Source organism: Micromonospora sp. NPDC000668 (genome assembly GCF_042897975.1).
Lineage (GTDB): Bacteria > Actinomycetota > Actinomycetes > Mycobacteriales > Micromonosporaceae > Micromonospora.
In genome coordinates, this window is the sequence record NZ_JBIAYP010000005.1 from 83,714 (window position 1) to 100,158 (window position 16,445).

Annotated in this window: 12 protein-coding genes and 1 pseudogene; 9 read left to right on the forward strand and 4 right to left on the reverse strand. The window is 68.9% G+C overall.

Annotated features, from left to right (window positions below; genetic code table 11):
- Positions 1 to 593 precede the first annotated feature (593 nt).
- The 3 genes from ACFY29_RS25050 to ACFY29_RS25060 form a co-directional block, all read right to left on the reverse strand.
- The gene (locus tag ACFY29_RS25050) at positions 594 to 1,103 is read right to left on the reverse strand and encodes an excalibur calcium-binding domain-containing protein (RefSeq protein WP_386990068.1); all 510 of its coding nucleotides are present in this window, start codon (positions 1,101 to 1,103) and stop codon (positions 594 to 596) included.
- Between the two features lie 338 nt (positions 1,104 to 1,441).
- Positions 1,442 to 1,783 carry a hypothetical protein gene (locus tag ACFY29_RS25055; RefSeq protein ID WP_355611884.1) on the reverse strand — a complete coding sequence of 114 codons (342 nt, stop codon included), beginning with the start codon at positions 1,781 to 1,783 and terminating at the stop codon, positions 1,442 to 1,444.
- 217 nt (positions 1,784 to 2,000) lie between these two features.
- Positions 2,001 to 2,234, reverse strand: coding sequence for a DUF899 family protein (locus ACFY29_RS25060; RefSeq protein WP_386990070.1), 234 nt, complete (start codon positions 2,232 to 2,234; stop codon positions 2,001 to 2,003).
- Positions 2,235 to 2,815: 581 nt separating this feature from the next.
- Between ACFY29_RS25060 and ACFY29_RS25065 the strand changes: the two genes are divergently transcribed.
- From ACFY29_RS25065 to ACFY29_RS25090, 6 genes are all read left to right on the forward strand, one after another.
- Positions 2,816 to 4,921 carry a PQQ-dependent sugar dehydrogenase gene (locus tag ACFY29_RS25065; protein ID WP_386990072.1) on the forward strand — a complete coding sequence of 702 codons (2,106 nt, stop codon included), beginning with the start codon at positions 2,816 to 2,818 and terminating at the stop codon, positions 4,919 to 4,921.
- A 19-nt stretch (positions 4,922 to 4,940) separates the two neighbouring features.
- The gene (locus ACFY29_RS25070) at positions 4,941 to 5,882 is read left to right on the forward strand and encodes a sugar phosphate isomerase/epimerase family protein (RefSeq protein WP_386990074.1); all 942 of its coding nucleotides are present in this window, start codon (positions 4,941 to 4,943) and stop codon (positions 5,880 to 5,882) included.
- Between the two features lie 281 nt (positions 5,883 to 6,163).
- Positions 6,164 to 9,616 carry a ThuA domain-containing protein gene (locus ACFY29_RS25075; RefSeq protein WP_386990076.1) on the forward strand — a complete coding sequence of 1,151 codons (3,453 nt, stop codon included), beginning with the start codon at positions 6,164 to 6,166 and terminating at the stop codon, positions 9,614 to 9,616.
- 138 nt (positions 9,617 to 9,754) lie between these two features.
- Complete coding sequence (locus ACFY29_RS25080; RefSeq protein ID WP_386990078.1) at positions 9,755 to 10,942, forward strand: sugar phosphate isomerase/epimerase family protein; 1,188 nt, start codon at positions 9,755 to 9,757, stop codon at positions 10,940 to 10,942.
- A 396-nt stretch (positions 10,943 to 11,338) separates the two neighbouring features.
- Positions 11,339 to 11,950 carry a TetR/AcrR family transcriptional regulator C-terminal domain-containing protein gene (locus ACFY29_RS25085; RefSeq protein WP_386990080.1) on the forward strand — a complete coding sequence of 204 codons (612 nt, stop codon included), beginning with the start codon at positions 11,339 to 11,341 and terminating at the stop codon, positions 11,948 to 11,950.
- 415 nt (positions 11,951 to 12,365) lie between these two features.
- Positions 12,366 to 13,214: an AbiV family abortive infection protein gene (locus tag ACFY29_RS25090; protein ID WP_386990082.1), complete on the forward strand. Its 849-nt coding sequence runs from the start codon at positions 12,366 to 12,368 to the stop codon at positions 13,212 to 13,214.
- 22 nt (positions 13,215 to 13,236) lie between these two features.
- Here the strand turns inward: ACFY29_RS25090 and ACFY29_RS25095 are convergent.
- Positions 13,237 to 13,381: pseudogene (locus ACFY29_RS25095) on the reverse strand (ATP-binding domain-containing protein); the annotation flags it as partial.
- A gap of 120 nt (positions 13,382 to 13,501) precedes the next feature.
- Between ACFY29_RS25095 and ACFY29_RS25100 the strand changes: the two are divergent.
- The 3 genes from ACFY29_RS25100 (at position 13,502) to ACFY29_RS25110 (ending at position 16,427) form a co-directional block, all read left to right on the forward strand.
- Positions 13,502 to 14,887, forward strand: coding sequence for a hypothetical protein (locus tag ACFY29_RS25100; RefSeq protein WP_386990084.1), 1,386 nt, complete (start codon positions 13,502 to 13,504; stop codon positions 14,885 to 14,887).
- Positions 14,884 to 15,327, forward strand: a complete 444-nt coding sequence (locus ACFY29_RS25105; protein WP_386990086.1) for a hypothetical protein — start codon at positions 14,884 to 14,886, stop codon at positions 15,325 to 15,327. The genes ACFY29_RS25100 and ACFY29_RS25105 overlap by 4 nt, the downstream gene beginning before the upstream one ends.
- A gap of 620 nt (positions 15,328 to 15,947) precedes the next feature.
- Positions 15,948 to 16,427, forward strand: coding sequence for a MarR family winged helix-turn-helix transcriptional regulator (locus ACFY29_RS25110; RefSeq protein WP_386990088.1), 480 nt, complete (start codon positions 15,948 to 15,950; stop codon positions 16,425 to 16,427).
- The last annotated feature ends 18 nt before the right edge of the window (positions 16,428 to 16,445 follow it).

Here is a 16,445-nt window from a genome sequence, read left to right on the forward strand (position 1 = left end):
GACCTCGCACCTGGCCGAGGCCGACAGGCGTTGAACGCCCGTGGCCGGGCCTGCCGCTGCCTGACAGCAAGTAAGAAACGGCGCCCCGCGGGCTACCTGGCCAGCAGGACGACCACCATCGCCAAGCACCCGAGCAGTAGGGTCCCTGCGCCGAACACCGCATAGGGCCACCACTCGCCCGAGCGTTGCGGCTGTTGGGGAAGTGGCTGGGTTGGCAGGTTCCAGACGGCGGGCGCGGCGACGCCGTTGTGGCTGCCCGGCCAGCGCGGCGGTGGGGTACGAGGTGTCGAATTAGCCATGGGATATCTCCCGACGGGCTTCATGGTGCGCTGTTCGGTCCAGGTACCGGGCGAGATTGCGGGGGTGGTGCGGTTCCGCCCGTTCGTCAGGCCGCGCACCCGACCTTTCCATCATTTACAGGCGTCGCGGGAATCTGGGGTGTTACATCTACACTCGTCCAGCGCTGCCCCCTTCGCCACCTTCGCCGCACTCACCGTGCGCGACCTTGGCCCGGGTACGGCCAGGAGCGGCAGGGCGTAGCGGTGGGCACAAGTGATGATCGGTTGCTCCGTTCCGCCGGGGTTGGGGACTTATCAGTCGCACACCACGCCGTCCTTGTTCCGGTCCGTGTACCAGGCGTACTCGGGGTCGAGGCCGCGGTAGTACGGGCCGTAGCCAGCGTTGTTGGCCTCTTTGCAGGTGCCGAATCGCGGGTCGGTCGTGGGCGCGGGTGGAGGCTTCGGCCGGGAGCTGGTGGGCGCCGGCCGTGGCGTGGTGTTGTGGGTGGCGGTCGGATTCGGCCGGGCTGATGACGGGCTCGGCCGCGCCCCGGACGTGGTGGGGGTAGATCGTGTCGGTGTGGGCAGTTGCTGGAGGACGTTCGAGTCGGTGGTGGCGGTCGCGCCGCCGTCGGGGGGTGCAGCGGCGGAGGGGCCGGCCTGGGTGGGGCTGTTTCCGGCGGAGGGGCGGCTCGGTTCGTCGTCGTTGGCGGCGACGATGAAACCCCCCCAGCAGCAGAGACCGAGGAGGACGGAGGCGGCGATCACCCATGGGACCGCCTTCTTCCTGGCTGCTGACGGGGGCTGGTAGATGGGTAGCTGCACGGTGTCACCGTGCGGCGCCTGGTGGGGGTCGGGTGTCATCAGTGGCGGCTTCCCTGTCGGTTGGGTAGAAGACGAATCTGGTAGGCCACGGTCCGGGCCTGACGGGCAGCAGTATTTCTTAGCTTCCCGTGTCGTCGAGGCCCGTGATGAGGAGCACGGGTGTGGCGCCCGTGGCGGGCGGCTCGGTGAGAGCGACCCGCAGCGTCACCTGGTTGGGTGCCGGCGTCGCCGCGCCGCGCTGTGCGTCATGTGCGTCCAAACTGCTGCGCCTGGGGCGGGCCGGGTCCGTGGATGCGGGCGAAGAGCGTGGGCGGCACCTGCACCCCGGCCTGGCCGGGTCAGGGAAGCGGTGGCAGGTCCGCGAGGGCGGTTGGCCGAGGTGGTCTCTGAACGGTGATGCGCCCGATGGCGACCCGCCAGGAGGCCGCCGCACGATCGGCGGCGTAAGCGACTGCCCGGCCTGCGGCTATGGGAGCGGTGGTGATGTCATCGGCCATGACACTCAGGGTCACCTCGCAGGTGTCTGTTTCGATCATGCAGCGAACGGTCGGCGCGATGACGCCTTCCCACCGGTGCTGAAGCTGCGTCAGCTGATCGCGCAGATCGTCAATGAATGCCGGCAGCGAGGCGTCCTCGGGTGCGGTGATCAAAAGGATGAGACTGACCTGAAAGACCTGCACAGAGGATTTCCCCCTTCCCGCAATGAGAGCGGGTCCGGTCGGCGACCGCGGCTGCAGGCCCGAGCAGGTCCGACACGCCCTCCTCCAGGTCGGGCTCTGCGCCGCCCCGGGCGGACCCAGTGGCCACGCCCGTACAGCTTCGCGGGTGAAGCGCTGACGGCGGTGGTGATGACCTACTCGTGAAGGTGCTGCAGGTACCAGTCGAATATCGGAACGGTCATGGGTACTTCCTCGATGAGGATGCCGCGGGTCGTGGCACACCGGCGGTGGTGAACGTCGATTCCTCGATGCCCCGACCGTACATAGAGTACATGTGAAACACTTCGCCATCAACCTGGAGGAACGCGCTAATCCCGGGCATTTCGGTGCCGCGCATGTCTTCCGTCCAAGGGCCGCCGGCCCACGGCGGACCTTTCTCCTCGGCCAGCTCATCCTGGGTGCCGAAGGTCACCGTCTTCCCGCTGTGCCACGCCGGTCACCTCGACGCCGAATGGATCTACCTCATCGACCCGGGCGCCGCCGCCATCGCCCTGCACACCGGCGGCGACACCCGTGTTGACTCCTATCGGCTCGCCGGCTGCCTGACCCCGCCCAGCGTGGACCGCGGTCCACAGCTGCTCCGCCATACCCGCGGCTCGCGGTTGACCAGCGCGCGAGCCTACCGACTCCATCCGCAATCGCGCACGAAGAGCTACTTTCGTCCGTCTCGGACGAAAGTTCGGTTGAGTCGAAGGAAAGCTATAGACACGCCTACATGTCTTTTGTAGCGTCGGCCAGGTCGATGGTGTTTCGTCGCGGTTAACCGCGACGTTGGCAGCCCTGGCTGCCGGGCGACATCTGACCGCACCTGTCCCCCCTACCCCTGTCCTCCGCCCGTTCCCGACCACGCAGCCGCAGGCCGTCGGCAACCTGCTCGACGCCGCGGTGGCGGCGTGCGTCGCGACGGGCGACTCAGCCATGCCCGCACAGGTCCATCAAGGAGTTGTTGGCTTCCTCGACCTGCCCCGACCAGTCCCGAGCAAGGAGAGGCAGATGAAGAGACGACTCGCGCTCGCAGTAGCGGGTCTGACGACCATCGCGCTCGTCGCTACCCCCACCGTCGCGACGGCCGCGCCGACCAGCCCGCCGCCCGAGAGCGACTTCCAGAAGGTGACCCTCAACGACAACCCGGGCGAGCCGATGGACCTCGCGGTGCTGCCCGACCGCCGGGTGCTGCACGTGACCCGCGCCGGTGAGGTCCGGCTGCACGACCCGGACACCGGCCGCAACACGATCGCCGCGACCCTGGACGTCTACCGGCACGACGAGGAGGGCCTGCAGAACGTCGCGATCGACCCGAACTTCGGCAAGGCCGGCAACAACTGGGTCTACCTGTACTACTCCCAGCCCATGAACACCCCGGTCGACGACCCGTCGACGCCGAACGTCAACGAGGGCGACGCACCGGCCTGGGGCACCGCCGCGGACTTCGCGAAGTTCAAGGGCGCCCTCCGGCTATCCCGGTTCCGGCTGGTCAAGGACAAGCTGGACCTCACCACCGAGCAGCAGATCCTCGACGTACCGGTCGACCGGGGCATCTGCTGCCACGTCGGCGGCGACATCGGCTTCGACGCCGAAGGCAATCTGTACCTGTCCACCGGCGACGACACCAACCCCTTCGAGTCCGGTGGCTACGCGCCGCTGGACGAGCGCCTGGGCCGAAACCCGGCATACGACGCGCAGCGCACCTCGGCCAACACCAACGACCTGCGCGGCAAGATCCTGCGCGTCAAGGTCGGCGCCAACGGCGGGTACAGCATCCCGGACGGGAACCTGTTCCCGCAGGGCACGGCCGGCACCCGTCCGGAGATCTACCTGATGGGCCTGCGCAACCCGTTCCGGATCGAGCTGAACCGCGAGACCGGCGACCTGTACGTCGCCGACTACTCGCCGGACGCGCGCCAGGCGGACCCGCTGCGCGGGCCGGCCGGGCACGGCAAGTGGCTCGCCGCCCGCGAGGCCGGCAACTACGGGTGGCCCTACTGCGCCACCGCGGCGCTGCCGTACACCGACTACGACTTCGCGACGGGCGTGTCCGGGGCGCCGTTCAACTGCTCCGCGCCGGTCAACGAGTCGCCGCACAACACCGGCCTGCGGGAACTGCCGCCGGTGGCGCAGCCCCAGGTGTGGTACACCTACGGCCAGTCGGCGCAGTTCCCCGAGCTGGGCACCGGCGGCATCGGCCCGATGGCCGGGCCGGCGTACCAGTTCAGCCCGCCAGGGACGCAGGGACGCGCGCCGGTGGCGTGGCCGGCCTACTACGACGGCGTCCCGCTCCTGGCCGAGTGGACCCGCGACTACGTGAAGGGCCTGCGGCTGGACGCCGGCGGCGACCTGACCGGAATCGAGCCGGTGCTGCCGTCGTTCACGTTCGACAACCCGATGGACCTGGAGTTCGGTCCGGACGGGGCGCTGTACGTGCTGGAGTACGGCGACGGCTACTTCAGTGAGAACCAGGACGCGCAGCTGGCCCGGATCGACTACACGGGCTGGACGGGCAACCACACTCCGGCGCCGCAGGTCTCGGCCACGCCCACCGCCGGGCTCGCGCCGCTGACCGTCACGTTCTCCAGCGACGGCACCACGGACTACGACGGCGACCGGCTGAAGTATGCGTGGGACTTCGACAACGACGGCAAGGTCGACTCGCGCGCGGCGAACCCGACGTTCACGTACCGGGACAACGGGCTCTACAACGCCACCCTGCGGGTGACCGACCCGGGTGGGCTCTCGGCCGCCGCGTCGGTGCGGGTGGTGGTCGGTAACGCCCCGCCGGTGGTGGAGCTCGTCAAGCCGGTCGCGGGCCAGCCCTTCGCCTTCGGCGACACCGTGCAGTTCGAGGTACGGGTGACCGACGACCAGCCGGTGGACTGCTCCCGGGTCAGCGTCACGTACATCCTCGGCCACGACACCCACGGGCACCCGCAGACCACCGCGAACGGCTGCACCGGCTCGATCCAGACGACGGTGCCGTCCGGTCACGATCCGGCGACCGACCACCTGACCGGGGTGTTCGTCGCGTCCTACACCGACCCCGGCGGTGACGGCCTGCCGTCCCTGACCGGCACCGATGAGGTCGTCCTCGTCCCCAGCGCATAACGTTCGAGAAGGAGAGACCATGTGTTACGGACATGACGGGATGGCCGCGCTGCGGCGCTCCGTCGACCGGCGCAGCCTGCTGCGCGGCACGCTGGCCGCCGTCGGCGTCGGGCTCGCCTCGTCCGGCCTCGGCGCGACGGCCGCGTCGGCCACCGGCCACCGGACCGGACGGCACCACGTACCCCCGGGTCTGATCAGCATCCAGCTGTGGACCGTGCGCGACGCCCTGTGGGGTGCGCCCGGCTACGACGCCACCCTCACCCACCTGGCCCGGATCGGATATCCGCGCGTGGAGCTGGCGCTCGGCTACTTCGGTCGGACCGCCGCCCAGCTCCGCCAGTTCCTGGACGGCATCGGCATCAGGGCCAGCTCCAGCCACGACGGGATCAGCGGTACTGCCGCGGAGCTGGAGCAGAAGGTCCAGAACGCGGTCACCCTGGGCCAGCAGTTCATGGTGGTGCCTTACCTGTACTCCGAAAGCACGGACGACTGGAAACGCTGGGCGGAGCAGATGAACGTCGAGGCCGCCGCGGCGCGGGCAGTCGGCCTCCGCTACGGCTACCACAACCACGCCCACGAGTTCACCATCGACCTCGGCGGCGGCAAGCGGCCGTGGGACGTGCTGACCGCCGAACTCGACCCGAAACTCGTGCACCTGGAGGTCGACCTCTACTGGGCGGTCACCGGCGGCATCAACTCCGGCGACGGCGTCGCGGACCCCGAGGGCTTCACCCTCGACGTCATCCGCTCCGCGCCGCAGCGCGTCCTGCAGTACCACGTCAAGGACCGGGACGAGACCACCGGCGACATGGCCGACCTCGGGACCGGGACCGTCGACTTCGCCCGGATCTTCCGCGAGCACTCGGTCCTGGAATACATCGTCGAGAACGACACGCCCGACGTGACACCGCAGCAGACGGCCGAGATCGGCTACCGCTACCTGCGCAAGCTGCGGTTCTGAGGAACCGCCGACGGGAGTGCTGACGGGCACCAGGGCCGGCGGCCGGAAATCTCGGCTCTGGTGCCCGACCAGCATTTATTGTCGATATAAAACTGACCGCGATAACCACTCCCTCTTCGCGAGGAGAGTGGTTATCGGCATGCCATGAAACGGCAGCAAGAAATGCGCCAACGCCGAATGCGGGCGCCGTCAGAATATTGACCTGCCAAAATTGATCTCGTAGGGTTCAGAGCACGTGGAAAGCGCTTTCTTACCACCGACCCTCGCCAAGGAGCGCGTGTATGAGACGCCAACGCACGCTACTGTTCGCCCTGCTCGCGGCCGTCACACTTCTGTTGCCGAGCACCGCAGCGACCGCCGCCGAATCCGCGACCGCCGCCAATTTCCGGGTGCTGGTCTTCTCCAAGGTCACGAACTTCTACCACGACTCCATCCCGGCCGGCGTCGCCGCCATCCGGCAGCTCGGAGACCAACAGGGATTCGCCGTCGAGGCGACCACCGACGCGGGCGCGTTCACCGACGCCAACCTCGCCGGCTTCGACGCTCTCGTGTTCAACAACACCAACTCCACCCCGACGTCCGGCGACCTCCTCGACGCCGACCAGCGGGCCGCGCTGCAGAGGTTCATCCGTAACGGCGGTGGCTGGGTCGGCCTGCACGCCGCGTCGGCGAGCGAGCGGAACTGGACCTGGTACGAGGGACTGGTCGGGACCATCTTCGACCAGCACCCGGACTTCTCCGCCACGGGCGGCACCTTCCCGGGCCGGATCAAGGTCCTCGACCACGCCCACCCGTCCACGAAGGACCTGCCGGAGCTCTGGGAGCGCAGCGAGGAGTGGTACAACTGGCGGACCAACCCCACCGGCAAGGTCCACACGCTCGCCCAGATCAAGGTGCGCGACGGCATTCCCGGGCTCGACGAGGGCACCGACCATGCCTACTCGTGGTGCCAGAACTACGACGGCGGGCGCTCCTGGTTCACCGCCGGCGGGCACAGCTCCTCGTCGTTCCAGGAGCCGGCCTTCCTCGCGCATCTGCTGGGCGGCATCAAGTGGGCCGCCGGCGCCGCCCCCGGTGACTGCGGTGCCACCAGGACCACCAACTTCGAGCGGATCCCCCTGGTCAACCAGGACCTCTCCGACCCGTTCGAACTGGCAGTGGCGCCCGACCGCCGGGTCTTCTACATCGAGCGCACCGGCGCACTGAAGGTCGTCAACCAGGACACCCTCGCGGTCACCACCCTGCTGGACTTCGCCTACACGCCGGCGCAGACCAGTCAGTCCGACGGCCTGCTCGGCATGACTCTGGACCGACACTTCGCCAACAACAACTGGCTCTATCTGCTCTGGTCCGACCGGGTGGAGAAGCAGCTGAACCTGTCCCGCTTCACCGTCGACGGCGACAGCGTCAGTCTCGCCTCGGAGAAGCGCCTGCTCACGATCCCGACCTGGCGCGGTGAGGCTCGCGCCAACTCGCACATGGGCGGCTCGGTGACGATGGACCAGCAGGGCAACCTGTACGCCGCGATCGGTGACAACACCGACCCCTTCGAGTCCAGCGGCTTCACCCCAATCGACGAGCGGACCGGCCGTCGCGCGTACGACGCCCAGGGCACCGCCGGCAACACCAACGACCTGCGCGGCAAGATCCTGCGGATCAAGCCCCTGCCCAACGGCAAGTACGCCATTCCCGACGGTAACCTGTTCGCCCCGGGCACGGCCCGCACCAAGCCCGAGATCTATGCGATGGGTATGCGGAACCCGTTCCGCATCACCGTCGACTCCAAGACGAACGCGCTGCTCATCGCCGACTACGGCCCCGACGCCCGGTCCGCCAACCCGGCCCGCGGGCCGGAGGGCACGGTCGAGTTCAACCGGATCACCAGCGCCGGCAACTACGGCTGGCCCTACTGCATCGGCAACAACATCCCGTTCAACGACTACGACTTCGCCACCGCCACCTCGGGGCCGAAGTTCGACTGCGCCGCGCCGGTCAACGACTCCCCCAACAACACCGGCCTGACCAACCTCCCGGCAACCCGGCCGGCCCTGGTCTCGTACGCCTACTCGGCCTCCCCACAGTTCCCGGAGCTGGGCACGGGCGGCGGCGGCCCCATGAGCGGGCCCGTCTACGACTACGACCCGTCCAACAAGCGGATGACCAAGTTCCCCCAGTACTACGAGGGCAAGTGGATCGTCTACGAGCTGACCCGCAGGTGGTTCAAGACGCTGTCGATCCACGACACCGCCCAGACCTTCAGCGATCCCCGCTTCGGCCCCACCAACGCCGGTGACCTGCAGTCCATCAACGGGATCCTCGGCAACATGTCGTGGATCCAGCCGTTCGAGGCGGAGTTCGGGCCGGACGGCTCCCTCTACGTCATCGACTTCGGCGAGGGCAGCGGCAGCGGTCGGGGCGGCAGCAACGAGGGCGCCGGCATCTACCGCATCGACTACGTCGCCAACAGCCGGCCGCCGGTGGCCAAGCTGGCCGTCGACAAGGACAGCGGCCCGGCGCCACTGACCGTCGCCTTCTCCAGCACCGGCTCCAGCGGGCCGGACGGCACCGCGATCCAGTACGCCTGGGACTTCGACGGCAACGGCAGCGTCGACTCCACCGCCGCCAACCCCAGCCACACCTACGGCACACCGGGGCGCTTCACCGCCCGGCTCACCGTCACCGCCACCAACGGGCAGACCGCCGTCGCCGTACAGGAGATCACGGCCGGCAACACGCGCCCGACGGTGACCCTCAGCGTCCCCGACGGGGCCTTCTTCGATTTCGGTGACCGCATCCCGTACACGGTGACAGTCACCGACCCGGAGGAGAGCACCATCGATTGCTCCAAGGTGGTCGTGCAGACCCAGCTCGGCCATGACTCACACGCCCACCCGCTGGACAACTACGTCGGGTGCGCCGGGGTGGCAGTGACCGAGAGCAACGGCGGCGACGGGCACGGCCCGGGACAGAACCTCTACACGCTGCTCTCCGCCCAGTACACCGACGGCGGGGCGAACGGGGCACCGAAACTGGTCGGCTCGACCCGGGCCGAGCTGCAGACCAAGAGCAAGGAGGCCGAGCACTTCGACGGCCAGAGCGGCATCCAGGTCCTCGACCGCGCGACAGCGAGCGCCGGCAAGCGCATCGGCGACATCGACAACGGCGAGTGGATCAACTTCGGCCCGGTCAACCTCCGCAACATCGACTCGGTCACCTTCGGAGTCGCCTCGGGCAGCAGCGGCGGCGACATCGAGATCAGGGCCGACTCCCCCACCGGCCAGCTCCTCGGCCGGGCCACCATCGGCGGCACCGGCGGCTGGGACAACGTCGTCTCGCCCACCGTCGAGCTGACCGATCCGGGCCGCACGACCACCCTCTACCTCGTCTTCCTCAACCCGAACCAAACGGGTGGCACCCCCGACCTGATGGCGCTGGACTGGCTGCGCTTCAACGGCGCCGGGGTACGCGAACAGACCGACGCCACCGTTTCGGCCTCGGCCACTCCCACCACCGGCACCGCGCCGCTGGCGGTCGCCTTCGCCGGGACAGCCTCGCCAGCGGCTGGGCGCACCATCACGGATCACGCGTGGGACTTCGGCGACAACTCAGCCGTCGTGCACGGGGCGTCAGCCAGTCACACGTACGCCCGCCGAGGCACGTACACGGCACGACTGACCGTCACCGACAGCGTCGGGGCGACGACGTCCTCGATCGTGGTCGTGACGGTGAGCTGAGCGTCACGGGTGGCGGGGCGGAACGCCGCCCCGCCACCACCGACCCGGCGCGGCCCCGACAGCCTCCAGCAACCGCCATCCGTGGCGCTGCACTCGGTGGCCTGACCACCTGCCCCTCCGACTTCCGGGAGACAAACGATGAACTCCAGCTCCGCCCGCCCGTCCCACCATCGACCGCGAGCCCGTCACCTCGCCGTGTTGCTCGCAGCGACACTCCTGCCGCTCACCGCGGCTCCGGCGTCGGCCGCCGAACCCGACACGTCCGCCGCGGAACAGGTCGCCGCCGACCTCTGCCCGTGGGGCTACACCACCTCGTCCACGGTCTTCTTCGGCCGCGCCGGCGCCGACTCAGGCGTACCCAACCGCGACCTCGGCAGCGGGTGCACCATCCTGGACGCCGTCTGGGCGAAGGCCCCGTTCGCCGACCACGGCAGCTTCGTGAGCACTGTCAGCGGCCTGACCAAAACGCTCCGGCAGGACGACGTCATCACACCCGAGGAGAGCGCGAGCATCGTACGAGCGGCGGCCGGCTCCGAGATCGGCACACCGCAGCCGGCATCGGGGACCCGCGCGCTGCCCGACGACCGCATCGGCCTCGTCCTCTACACGGTCCGGGCCACCATGTCGAGCGCACCCGAAGCCACCCTCGGCTCGCTCGCCGCCTGCGGCTACCGCAACGCGGAACCCTCGGGCGCGGTCAACAACTTCTACGGCAAGACGGCCACCGCGCTCGCGCCCCTGGTGGCCGACGCCGGACTGTCCGTTCCCTCTATCGGGATCGGCCTCGGCGACCTCCAGAACAACCTCGACGGCGTCATCGCCAACGCCAAGGCATTCGGCGCGAAGTACGTCCGCATCTCCGGATCGGGCTCCTGGACCCTCGCCGACTACTCCAGGGTGGCCGTGACCCTCAACACCGTCGGCGCCACGCTCAAGCAGGCCGGCATCACCGTCGCGTATCACAACCACGGCTTCGAGTTCACCGCCCAGAACGGCGTACGCGGCTACGACGTGCTGGTCCGGGAGACCGACCCGAACCTGGTGGCGATGGAGCTCGACCTCTACTGGGCGGCCAGCGTCGGCGTCGACCCGGTGGAGCTGATCAAGCAGTACCCGGGCCGGTTCTCGCTGTTCCACGTCAAGGACATGGCCGCCGACGGCTCCTTCGCCGACGTGGGCGAGGGCACCATCGACTTCGCCCGCATCTTCGCCTACAGCCAGATGAGCGGCGTCGGCCTCTACCTGACCGAGAACGACAGCCCCCGCCCGGACGGCGTCTCGTCCGCGTGCGACAGCTACGCAAACCTCCGCGCCCTGCGCTACTGACAACTCCCACAGATTCGCCCGCTCCGGCCGACCCGGCGCGTCGGCCGGAGCGGGCGATCTTCTGCCTAGCGCCGCCGTCGGCTTCCTCAAGACAACTCGGTGCGCCTACCCGTCACGACCCGTCTACCGCAGGCATGGGGGTTCGTGTCGGTGGGGGGAGGTTGACCACGAATCCATGATCGTCGTTCGTGGCGAACTACAACTCACGCTCACGTAACCGCAACAGTTTGTTGCCGGCACCTCGGTCACGTCTCGTGTTCGAGGCCCGAGTTGAGCTGTAACTACATGATCAAAATGGCCGCTGAACTGCAGCTGTGCTGACTGTTAAATTGACGTGGATCCTGGGTGCCGATCTCGGGTGATCGTGGCACGGCTGGCCCGCGTAGCGGGCCAGCCGTGTTCAGTTCGGCGCTCGGTCCGGTGGCTACTGAAAGGCGAGCCCGGGCCAGCATCGATACCATCGCCGCCGAGGCCGGCGCCTCCACCCGTACGCTCCACAACCATTTCCCGGGCGGAAAGGCGGAACTGTTCCGCTCGGTCATGCAGTGGAGTGCGGGGCAGGTCAGGGACGAGCAACTCGCCCGGCTGCGGAAGTACCTGGATCCACAGCGCCTACCGCGGCCCGAGGATCTCGAGCGGGACCTGCTGGCCCTGGCGCGCGCCTGGGTCGCCCTGATGACGGAATTCCGGGACCACTTCTCGCTGGTCCGGCATATCCACGGAGAGGCCGGACACGTCCCGGCCGAGGTCCTGGACGCCTGGCAGGAGGCCGGACCCCGCGCGGTCGGCCGCGAGTTCACCGTGGTCATGGCCGCGCTCGCCGACCACGGCCTGCTCGATGTGCACGACGATCCGGCCCAGGCCATTTCCCACTTCATGGCCCTGACCTCGACGGATATCGTGCACCGGTCCTACTGGGGCGTCATCCCGCTGCCACGGGAGGAGACCGATCGGATCACGGCGGTGGGCGTTCAGGCCTTCCTGCGGGCGTACGGCGCCGCGCGCTGACGCACCGCTGGTACCGCATCCCCACGGTTCGGGTCCGGGCCTTGGCGTGCATCGCCATCGTCGTGGCGATGTTCAAGTCCTGAAACTTCCGGGATCTGCCGATAGATTCATGACTATTAACGCCATGGACGGCGCACCCTCACCCTCAGCCGCCGTGACCGTGCACTCGATGGACCGCCTCGCCCGCAACCTTCCTCGATGTAGTTGCCCTCCGACGTGTAGCTGATCATGGAGGTGTGGCGCTCCGCCGGCCGTGCCCTCCTGCGGCGACATGATCATCCACCCGAATCCGGCGAGAATTGCGATCGGCACACCCACCATGGCGGCGCAGCCGGCTGACCGGACACGGACGGGGCACCTCCCCTGCGGCAAAACCGGTGCCTTCCCGGCACCGCGGCGCGGTACCGTCGCCCACGTGCAACCGCGTGCCCTGAAAAACCTGGTGCAGCTACCGCCGTCGCGGCGCCTGGACGCGATCGCGGAGGGACTCGAACTTCTCGTCGAGCACGTCGCCGCGCTGACCGACGACCTGCTGTACCTCGCGCAGGCCGGACGGCGTCGCGGCGTGCCGATGCTGCAGACCCAGTCGCAGGAAGAAGCCGCCAAGGTGCTGATCCTGCTCGACCTGGTCCGGCTCGGCTGGGGCGATCACGAAAGGGTCATGGCTCAAATCCGCTGCTTCTACAGCCACCTCTCCCGGTGCATCTACGCCGAGGTGTCGCAGATGAGTCCAGCGGACTTCGCCGAGGTACGGCGGCTGGTGCGGGGGATGCGGCCGTCCCACTACCTCGACGGCCCTGGCGACGTGGACTGGATCTACCGGAACGAGCTGCTGGACGCCCGAGAGAGCGGCTTGTACGTCGACTACGTCCAGCACGAGGACGACGCCGAATGGGTCACGCCCGCCCGCTACGCCGGCCTCGCGTTCGGACCGAACAGGGCCGTGCAGCACCTCGTCGCCGCGCTGCACCGTCTCGGCGCGACCAGCCGCCCCGGGCTGGACATCATCGCCAAGGAGTGGACCGGACAGGCCATCGACGACGATACCCACTGGACTAGCGTCGCCGCCCTCAACAAGCGCGTGGTGACGCAGCTGACCGAGGCCAGCCTCGTCCTGCCCGACGCCACGACCGACGACGCCCGGCTGGTCATCGACCGGTGGACCTTCCCACTGCACAGCCTCGACCTCGCTGAGGTCCGGGTGCCGCTCAAGGAGCTGCAGGCCCGCCGCGACGAGCACCTCGCCTCCTTGGCATGGTGGTGACGCCGAGGGCGAGGGTCGACTGTCAGGTCGAAAGGCGGTAGGCCAAGGCGGTGTGCCGGCGGCCGGCACCGACGGTGCCCACGGCCGCCGCAAGGCGCGGCGGGAACGACCATTACGACGAGCTTCCTGGCGCGGGTGACGGCGGTGTAGAGCAGGTTCCGCCGCAGCGAACCTCCAGATCCCAGGCCACGGCGGTATCCCGCCCGTGGTCCGCAACACGACCTTGCGGCCGGCAGCGGCGCTTATTCGCGTGCCCGGGCCGGGGGCGTCCGGAACCGTCCGGGCTGATGGTCGCCGTGCATGTCACGAGACTCCTCATCACGTGTTTCCGCGGCTGGCGGGCACTCGACCTTCGGCCGAACAGCCATGTGCTGCTGGCCGGGGTTCCCCGGTCGGGCCGCAGCGACATCATTGCCGCGCTGAGTCGTGTGCTCGATCCGGAGGCAAGCCGCGGGCCCGCGCTGACCGACTTGTGGCAGGGCATGCTGTCGGTACCCACAGTGACAGGCACCTCCAGCCCCGCGTCCGTCGCCGACCCGGGTCAGGTCGCCGGCACCGGCGTCCAACGGGCACACACGGCGGAGATCGAGGTGACTCTGACCGGGCTCGATCCCGACGTGCAGCAGCTCTTCGATGGATTCCTCGAACCCGTGGACGCCGAAGGGCAAGCTATCCAGGATGGGGACGCAGACAGCGCCGCCCCGCTGTGCGTCAGGTTGACCTACCGGCTGACCTACGACGCCGACGCCGATACGCTGGACACCGTCATCTACTACCCGGCGCGCAGCAATCCTGCCACGGGCCAGTTCGCCCGCGCTGCGGCCGCCACCCGCCGGGCGCTTCCGGTCATCACGCTCAGCGCAGGCAGGCCGCTGCAGCTGCGTGCCGGCGGGAACCTCCGCAAGCTCATCGACGAACGCGATCCGGAAGCTGCGGCGCTCGCGTTCGAAACGCTGCGCAATGCGGTCAACACGGCCGCGTCCACCCTGTCGGCCCAGCGGGCCATCTCCGCCACAGTCGACGCCGTGCTAGGCGCGGGCGGAACCAATGCTCGCCTCGGCGACACCCCGGTGACCTCGGCTCAAGTCGGCTTCCACGCCGAAGACGGATCCCTGTCAGCGCTGCTGCGGACCTTGCAACCATCGCTGGACCTCGACACGGCAGGACCTCTACCGCTGACCAGCCACGGCAGTACGGCCACCGCAGTGCTGTCCACCGCCGAAGCGCTGCTGCTGGCCACCGTCCCCGGCGCCATCGTGCTCGCCGACGACTTCGGCGACCAGCTCGACGCCGCCGCGGCCGAACACCTCGCCTCGGTCCTGCACGCAGGGGCCGGTCAGCTGTGGCTGTCGACCAGGCGGCCGGAGGCGGCACGTGCCTTCGAACCAGCAGAACTGGTACGCCTGGTCCGTCACGGCGGCGTACGCGCCCACTACCAGCTACCCAAGACCGTCGACCGCAAGAAGCTGCCGGCGATGCGCCAGCTGCACTCCCAGCTCCTGGCCGCCCTCACCGCGACCACCGTCGCGATCGTCGAAGGCCCCCACGATGTCACGGTCTACAGCGCGTCGACCGCAGGGCGGCAACTACCACCCCGCCGCTGTCCGCGTCTGGGGTCAGGCTGGTCGCCGCGGGCACGGGCGGCGACGGCGGCATCAGCAAGATCCCGATGATCGCCGAACTCGCCCGCCAGCTCGGATTCCGCGTCATCGCGCTCATCGATCGCGACAAGGGCGGCGCGGCAGTCGAGGCCGAAGTCCAGGCCGCCTGCGACGTGGTCATCCGCCTACCACCGAACCACGCGATCGAACGCGCCATGCTTGCCGGTATTCCCGCCTGGAAGATCCGCGCCGCGAGCGCCACGCTGACCGAGTACGGCATCCCGGATCCCGCGGCCGGTCGCACCGACGACGCGATGCTCACCGAGCTATACAAGGTGCTGCACAAGCAAGGCCTGCACGAGCAGATGCTCAGCCCGCTGCACGTCGAAACCGGCGGCCCGCCGCCGATGATTGTGGCCGCGCTCGCCTGCCTGGCATCCGTGGCCAGGCCCGGGTACCCCGGCCCTCGGGTAGTGGACGTGCCGCCGATGGCCCCGCCGGCAGCGTCATGACCTACACACCCAACGGGCCCCAAGCTGACGTTATCGCCAGCCCCGATAACGGGAGCGGGAGGTGCTGGCAACCGTCGCTGACGCCATCGTCACCGCCGCCCTCGGCAGAGCCCTCCGTGTCGCGGTCGCCTGTTCCCCGTCGTACCTGACCTTCGCCGGACAGCTAACCCGCGCCCTGCTCGCCCGCGGGCGGGCCTGCCGCTGCCTGGCATCCACCTCGAACAGCCCTCCGACGGACGCTCCCGACGCGACTGTGCGCACCCGTGACAGCTCGACGGTCGTCGAGATCGTCGACAGGACTCATGCCAGCAACGACGACACAGTGTGTCAGATCAACATCCGCGTCACCGAGGACAACCAAACTCCCCGGTCCGGGACGTCCCCATGCAGGACAGCGGGAAGCCACCACGAGTGTGACGAGGGCCCCGATCTCGTTGTCGACTACAGCGACCCCGAGGGGCCAACGATCCGCCACTCTGTCGGACACCTGGCCATCTCGATCGGGACTCCTGCCGGGGTGACAGGCAGTGACAGACGCCGCACGTCAACGCCGGCAGCCTTCAGGTGCACACGACCCCGCGACGACCCTCGACGCGCTGGCGCCCCTGATCAGGGCAACCATGGCTCTGGTCACGCGCTCACTGGCCGGCCTCGAGCCTGAGGTCACAGTGTCGCAGTACCGGGTCCCGGATTTGCTCGAGTCGCGAGGACCGCAGCGGATGGCCGAGGTCGCCGCGTCGTTGAACGTTCGGCCCTCCTCCGCCTCCCGGCAATGCAGCCGCCTCGAACGCCGCCACGTCGTCAGCAGACGCAGCGGCGCCACCGATCGGCGGGAGGTTTATCTGCACCTCACTGCGGCCGGAGGCCGCCTACTGGCCGAGATCACCGACCGACAGCGAGCCGCCCTCGCCGACCCGGCCTCCGCGCTTTCCTCAGTCTCAGTGGACGTCCTCATCGCCGCGCTGCACTCGCTCTCGGCCGCTGCGGACCTGTCATCGAACACGGCACTATCGTCAGGAGATTCGTGCTTGGCAAGCCACATGAGTGAGTTGGGGCCGAATGCGTGTTTGACGGGAGCGGGGTTCCCCTCTCGAAACTAACGGCGTTGCATGCAGGCA